The sequence below is a fragment of the uncultured Winogradskyella sp. genome, from assembly GCF_937958655.1.
GTDB lineage: Bacteria > Bacteroidota > Bacteroidia > Flavobacteriales > Flavobacteriaceae > Winogradskyella.
Window position 1 is genome coordinate 1 of sequence record NZ_CALGNH010000050.1, and the last position, 6,964, is coordinate 6,964.

6 protein-coding genes are annotated in these 6,964 nt (G+C 34.7%); 1 reads left to right on the forward strand and 5 read right to left on the reverse strand.

What is annotated here, in order from left to right; translation table 11 throughout:
* From Q0800_RS10060 to Q0800_RS10070, 3 genes are all read right to left on the reverse strand, one after another.
* Nucleotides 1–3,162 (reverse strand): hypothetical protein (locus Q0800_RS10060; RefSeq protein ID WP_299129278.1); only part of this gene is annotated, 3,162 nt, incomplete at its 3' end.
* A 119-nt stretch (nt 3,163–3,281) separates the two neighbouring features.
* A complete protein-coding gene (locus Q0800_RS10065; RefSeq protein ID WP_299129279.1) occupies nt 3,282–4,109 on the reverse strand; it encodes an ABC transporter permease subunit in 828 nt (275 codons plus the stop codon).
* 34 nt (nt 4,110–4,143) lie between these two features.
* A complete protein-coding gene (locus tag Q0800_RS10070) occupies nt 4,144–5,064 on the reverse strand; it encodes an ATP-binding cassette domain-containing protein (RefSeq protein WP_366518841.1) in 921 nt (306 codons plus the stop codon).
* A 146-nt stretch (nt 5,065–5,210) separates the two neighbouring features.
* Here Q0800_RS10070 and Q0800_RS10075 point away from each other — a divergent pair, with 146 nt between their 5' ends.
* The gene (locus Q0800_RS10075) at nt 5,211–6,272 is read left to right on the forward strand and encodes a hypothetical protein (protein ID WP_299129281.1); all 1,062 of its coding nucleotides are present in this window, start codon (nt 5,211–5,213) and stop codon (nt 6,270–6,272) included.
* Here the strand turns inward: Q0800_RS10075 and Q0800_RS10080 are convergent.
* Both Q0800_RS10080 and Q0800_RS10085 read right to left on the reverse strand, forming a co-directional pair.
* Complete coding sequence (locus Q0800_RS10080) at nt 6,269–6,787, reverse strand: hypothetical protein (protein ID WP_299129282.1); 519 nt, start codon at nt 6,785–6,787, stop codon at nt 6,269–6,271. The two genes, Q0800_RS10075 and Q0800_RS10080, sit on opposite strands and share 4 nt — an antisense overlap.
* A 25-nt stretch (nt 6,788–6,812) precedes the next feature.
* Nucleotides 6,813–6,964 (reverse strand): COX15/CtaA family protein (locus Q0800_RS10085; protein WP_299129283.1); only part of this gene is annotated, 152 nt, incomplete at its 5' end.

Here is a 6,964-nt window from a genome sequence, read left to right on the forward strand (position 1 = left end):
ATTAGGTGTAAAGAATTTAGGGAATCCAATAACAGAAATTAATTCTTCACTGATACCACAATTATTCTTGTCCCTAACATAGACGGTATAAAGACCAGGTTCAACATCTGTAAAGGTATTACTGTCTTGGTAAGGGCCATTGCTATCAACAAGAGCATATTCATAATCACCTTCACCGCTGACTATTATACTAACTGTATTATTTTCTGAGGCATCTACAATGTCAACGTTTGTAATGGTAGCAACATTAGAAGGTAAAACGTTTATCGTTCTGTCCTTAAAACAGCCATCGGTATTACTGACCCTTACGGTGTAGGTCCCAGGTGTGTCAATCTCTATAAAAGCTGTGGTCTCACCAGTGGACCATTGATAGAAAAAGTCACTTGTAGAGGCATTGATGACACCAGCATCAAGAATGATCGGTTCAGGTGAGAAGTTAATGCAATAGATGGTTTCAAAAGCAGTTTCAATATTGGGCAGTTCAAAAACGGTAAGCTCAATTTCACTGATACCATAACAGGCATTGTTATTTTCAACACGTGCGTAAATGGTTTGGTTATAGGCAACGGTATTGGTATAGCTACTGCCTAGTGGATTGTTTTCCAACAAGGCATCGTTATAGGTTTCGTAATAGGTTACAGGCAGTCCAGCGGGAGCACCAGCAAGGACAATGGCATTGGTATTGTTGAGGTTAAAAGCCGCAAAGCCGTCTTCGTTACCATCATCGTCACAAACGAAAATGCTAGCATCGTTAGATGCTGTAGTACTGACCTCTAGGGACACCTCACTAAAGCTCACACAACCTGTATTGGTATTGGTGACTCTGGTGTAGATGATTTGAGGATTAAAGAAATTCTCAAAGGCATCAGGATCAATAGGATTTTCATCGTTCTGAGCATCGTTTTGTGAGATATGAAAACTTATAGATCTGTCAACTGTGCTTTCAATAATAGCTTCTGTAAATGGGGAGATATTAAATATTGTAAACCCTTCTTGTATGCCATCTTCATCACATTGTACAATGGTAATATTGTTTGCTGCAGGCGCAGCATTGATAATAATTTCAAAACTACCTGTGCTAAAACAAGTGGTATTTGTAGTGTTTTCAATTCTAACAAAAACAGAATCGTTAAAGGCAGTATCGTTAGTGTAAGATAGTGCTAGTTGATTATCGTTATTATCGGCATCCTCTTGCGAACCGTGAAAGGTAATATTAGTTTCGGTTTCACTTTGTTCACCTCTGATTGTTGGAATTAAATCTCCCAATGCTATAGTTGCAAAACCATCTGTAGGGTCTCCATCATCATCGCAAAATTCTAAAGTATTGAGTTGAACAATTTGAGGAGTATTGAATACTTCAATTTCAAATGAGTTAATATCAAAACAATTGGTATTCTCAACATTATCAACCCTTACATAAATGGTTTGTGGATTGACGGCATTGGTGAAAGGAAACGAGATTTCGTTTTCAAGGTTTTCAGCATCTTCTTCTGTCTCAAAATAACGAACATTATGCTGATCTGGCTCTTGAGCTAGTAGAGCTTCTCCATTCTTGTTTGAAAAATCGAACATATCAAAAATACCATCATTAGCAGCAGTATCACAAACACTTATATCTGTAGGTTCGTTGGCAACAGGTATTTCAAAAACTCCTACTATGGCACTACCTTCAATAGGGCATTCTCCGTTATTGGGTTCTATAAAAACCTGATAGAAACCTGGTGTATCAATAAAGAGTTCAGCCTGGTTGTTACCAGCAATGGAATTACCATCAAAAGACCATACATAGTCTGCTCCAGGGATATCACCTGCTTGTAAAGTATAAGAATCACCAGTACATAATCTTAACTCTGTTGTACTAATGCCGTTTCTAATGATGTCTGTTTCAGAATTAAAAAGTGATTGAATAAATGGAGGTAACCCTATTCTACTTGTGTTTTGCTGAGAGCCATTAATGTCTAGCTCGACACCTCTGTCATCATAAATAATGTCTTCGCCATCTGCTTCAGGGTTTTCAATTACCCCTAAATAACGAAATGCGCCAGTGTTTTGTTCAAACTCATATTGTGCTCTATAAATTTTTCGGTCTATACCTAATTGCAGCGCACCAGCACTAATTGTATTTGAAAAATAAATTTCATCTCTGGAATCAGGGATATCCATAGCTTCTAAATCCCATTGAAATACCCAGCTCGCCCCATTACCAGTTGCGCCTGAGCCTACTGTTGCATAAGCTTTTCGGTTTTCGGCTGAAAATTCGACACCATAAGGGCTGTTACCTTCGCTAGGGCTATATAATTCCAAGCCACCACTTACGAAACCAGAGCTTGGGTTGAAATCGTAAAGATAAACTCCACCAGGTGTATTTCCACCAAAGTTGTTTTCTGCAAATCCATAATGCGCAACAAGTAACTTGGTGCCATCAGGTGAGGCTTTCATATAACCTAAAGCATTACGTCTATATCCTGTTACTGGTACCTCAGGAAAAATATTGTCTGAAATTCTTGGGTTAGGGTCAACACCATTTTCATCAATCTTAAAGGCATAAAAACGATTTACAAAGTGCGTGATTACCCAAATAGATGAACAGTCATCAGAACTAACAGCGGTTATTTTTTCTGAACATTTATATTCTACTTGGAGAGGGTCACTTTGATCAAATGTCTGCAGTTGAACATTCTTTAAATTAATATCTACGGCACCAAATCCATTATTATCATTTAGATTAATTTGGGAATAATTAAGTCCAAAATTTCCACCTTCACGTGAAGAAGGGATATGATGTGGTTCATCTACTGTAAAAAGATAATAAGTACTAGGATCTTGTGGTTTAGGAACTATTACTCCCGAAGAAGTACTAGATTCAGCACCTCTTAATCCAGTACCGTTTTGCATTACTTGATGTATGCCATTAATGGTATTTAAACCGCTCCAGATAGTTCTACCGTCAGAATAAAATAATAAATTACCATCAGCATCAGATATGGATGTGCAACCTTCTAAAGTTCTAAGTTGCCCATCTGTTATTGATGTTACTGTGCCTTCAGTAGCATCAAATGTGACACCTGCATTCCAACCAAAATACCAATTTGAGGCTTCATTTTGTCCATAAACTGGATATAGGACAAACACCAAAAATAATATAAAACCAATCTTCTTCATAATAGCTTTGATATACGCATCATTCCTACAATTCTCAATACATTATTACAGTAGCTAATGGATTATATTTCTGCTGTAGGTAGTATTTTAGTAGTACATAGCAATAGCTATCAAAGATATTACAAATCTCTCTTTTTTAACAGCCTATAAGATAAAAAGATAAAAAGGGCTGACCAACCCATTACTATTGCAATTTCGTACCAATGTACAGCATAGTCGTACATAATATCTTTATTATCTGGAAACTTAGTCATCATTATTCTTCTACCTGGCTCATCAATAAGTTTGTACATAGATTCTAATGGAAGAAAATTCTTTGTTTTCCATGCGCTATCTGCATTACCAAAGGCTTCATAAGCTCCCAAAAAGATTAACCATTCAAACAACCATAATATGAATAAAAATGCGAGTGCGAATGCTGAACGTTTGAGTAGCATTCCAAAAAATAAACAAAGACTAAAGAATCCTACCAATTTTACAAAATAAGCTAGTAAAAATTCTATTTCTCTAATTATAATTGAGGCTTCTGTGTAGCTAGAATAGTAGAGTCCTATAAAAAACGATGCTAAACCAATTAAAAGGGTGGCACATAGAGAAAAGAAAACGATGGTATAAAATTTAGACAGAATAAATTCTTTTTTACTCAGTCCATCAATTAGATTTTGTTTTAGGGTTTTATTGCTGTATTCATTACCTATCATACTCACTACCACAATAGCAAAGAAAAACTTAAAATAGGAAGCAAAAAATGTGGTAATATGCCAAATAATTGGGAAATTAAAGATGCCCAATTCTCCTAATTCTAATGTGAATAAGCCAAAAAAGTTAATCTTAATTGAGGATAATACTAAAACCGTAAAAGGTAATATAAATGAAATTATAATAAGGATTCGACTTGTTTTATTCAGCCAAAGTTTTTGTAGTTCTAATTTTAAAAGACGTAACATATATTGATTGGTTGTGCGTAGTTCCTAATAAGAATTAAGCTGTTTTTTGATTTGATTCTAAGTTGTCTGTGAGTTGTAAGAATTGCTCTTCCAAGCTTTCTTTTCGTTTTACCAGATGTGATAATAAAATCCCCTTGTCAAACATAAGTTTGTTGAAGTCTGAGGCTGACATGGGTTGATTTAAAAAGGCCGTAATTAAGTCATCTTCAACTTTTATTTTTAAAAAATTAGTATCCGCATTTAGCAGTTTAATGAGGTCATTTTGTCGTTCCGTTTTTAATTCAAAAAAGCCATGGCTGTTAATCATTTCGTCTACGCGCCCAGAATACAATTTTTCACCTTTTCTAAGCACTACAACATGGGAGCATACTTTTTCTACTTCATCAAGTAAATGAGATGCTAGTAAAATAGTAGTGCCAGTAGCTGCAATATCTTTAATAATTTGCCTTATTTGGTGTATGCCTTGTGGGTCTAATCCGTTTGTAGGCTCATCTAATATTAAAATCTCTGGGTCGTTAAGTAGGGCAGAAGCAATGGCCAGGCGCTGTTTCATCCCTAATGAGTAGGTCTTAAATTTATGATCTTTACGGTCTAAAAGCCCTACAACGTCTAGCTTTTCTGCAATCTTACTTTCATTAACTCCTTTTATTCTGCAAACCAGCTTTAAGTTTTGTTTTGCAGTCATATAAGGGTAAAAGTTAGGGCGCTCAATAATTGCACCTACCTGCTTTAAAGCATTGTGTGTAGTGGTATTGCCATTAAACCAGTGAAAGTCACCATGGGTTTTATTGACAACATTTAATACAATACCTAAAGTTGTAGATTTACCACTACCATTTGGCCCTAAAATGCCATAAACGTTACCTTTGTTAATAGTAAAACTTAAGTTTTTTACAGCCGTAAGATTGCCGAACTTTTTTGTAAGATTGTTGATTGTAAGGATAGTTTGTTCCAAAATTGATTGGTTTAAATTTATTGAAGTTGCCATAGCTATTACTAAATAAGCTTAGTATAAGCTTGGCAAAAGTTGGTTATGTTGATAAGACGATTAAAGCTGTAGTTTGTTACATAGGTTTTAGAGAAAACTATTACATTTAAAAAATGAAAGAGGATTTAAAAATATCTAAAAAGAAGCCTTCTTATAAAATTTCAACAGAATTAGATAGCTATTTGTCTGTATATAATCGCAACATAGATCTTCCTATTTTTTATGAAGATTTATTGCGTTTTCAAGGTTCTGTTGTTGTCTACGATAAGAATGATGAAGATACATTATGGGTGCGGGTTTACTACAATGAGTTTGAACGCGAAGAAATAGATTTAAGCTTAAAAAAGGTATATTCAAATTTACTTTCAGATGGAAGTGATGTCATCTTAAAATACTTAAATATTGATGCTATAGATTTTTGTACTTTTGGAAACTCTAAACCCTTTAGAGTAAAGGTTAGAAATATTCTTAATGATAATTACACCTATTTCTATGTAAAGAAAGCTGACGCGTCTAGAGTTTATGGGTTAGAATTAGAGCACATGTTGTCTCCATACAATCTCAACTTTTTAGTTTGTAAAAACACCTTGATTGAAGAGCATATTGCAGGAATTCCTGGTGATGAATTTATAAAAAATATGCTCCAAGATTGTAACGCCTCTGAAAAAGCCCAGATTGCTAAAGAGTTTGTTAAGTTTAATGAACGTTGTATGATAAGGTTGTTGGGCGATATGAGATCTTATAATTATGTAATTGTACCAACGCACGATTTTGACCATGTTGTATTTAGAATAAGAGCAATAGATTTTGATCAACAATCTTATGAGGGTAATTTAAAGATATATAGACCTCAATTTTTTAAAGAAAATTATAAAATGGTAGAATTGGTTAGGGCTAAAATTCAAAAAGAATCCATAGATCAATATAAAATTGAGGAACGCTCTATTGTGGCAAAACGTATGTTAAGTCATAACAATCAAATACAAGCGCTATTAAAATGTATGGAGGTGGATGAACTTTCTTTAAAAAAACACGTAGATATGCTTAAGGAAGAAATCTATAAATACACTTTAGATCTAAATTTTAGAAAGAGCACAACAATGGGTGAGGTCGTAAAAAATGCTCTAGATTTTGTAAAACGAAATTATGAAGGGGTAAATGATAAACCGTTTTAATTCCAGTTTTCATCAAAATCTAAATCACTGTAATCATCCACGTCAATATCATCCTCAAACGCATTAAAATCATCAGAATCTGTATCGGCTTCAAATACCTTCTCTGGCGCCTCGTCTGGTATCTGTCCGTGTACAAACATTAGGTTAGGATAGTCGGTGCCTACAGATTCTTCTACGATTTCTGCCAGTTCTACATAGAAGGTCCACATGTTTAAAAAATCATAAACATAAATAAGTTTTGGAGATGCTTCATGCGTTATGTCTTTGATGATGCTGGTGCTCATCATTTTTACCTTGTTAAGGCCTTCGCTCATATCAAACATAGCGATTTCTTCGCCTTGGTTCCATTCGTCGTCACTAATATAGAACGAAGCCATTTCTAGACCATCAAACCCAAAAGATTGCGTAATAATATTGTGCAAGTCTTCCATAGTGTCCGTTTCTCGGATTTCTAAATCTCTGAAAACATCCTCTTCTGTATCATTATCTAGGATAACTCTAAATCTGTAAATCATGCTGCAAAGTTAAACGTTTTTTTAATTATTTACTGAAACGATGTAAAGTAAAAATCATTGCGCTGAGTAAAATAAATGCACCTACTTGGTGTAATACTCCAAGCCATACAGGGACTGCATAAATCAACGTTAATACACCTAGTGAAAATTGAACGCCAACCATAATCAATAAAGCAT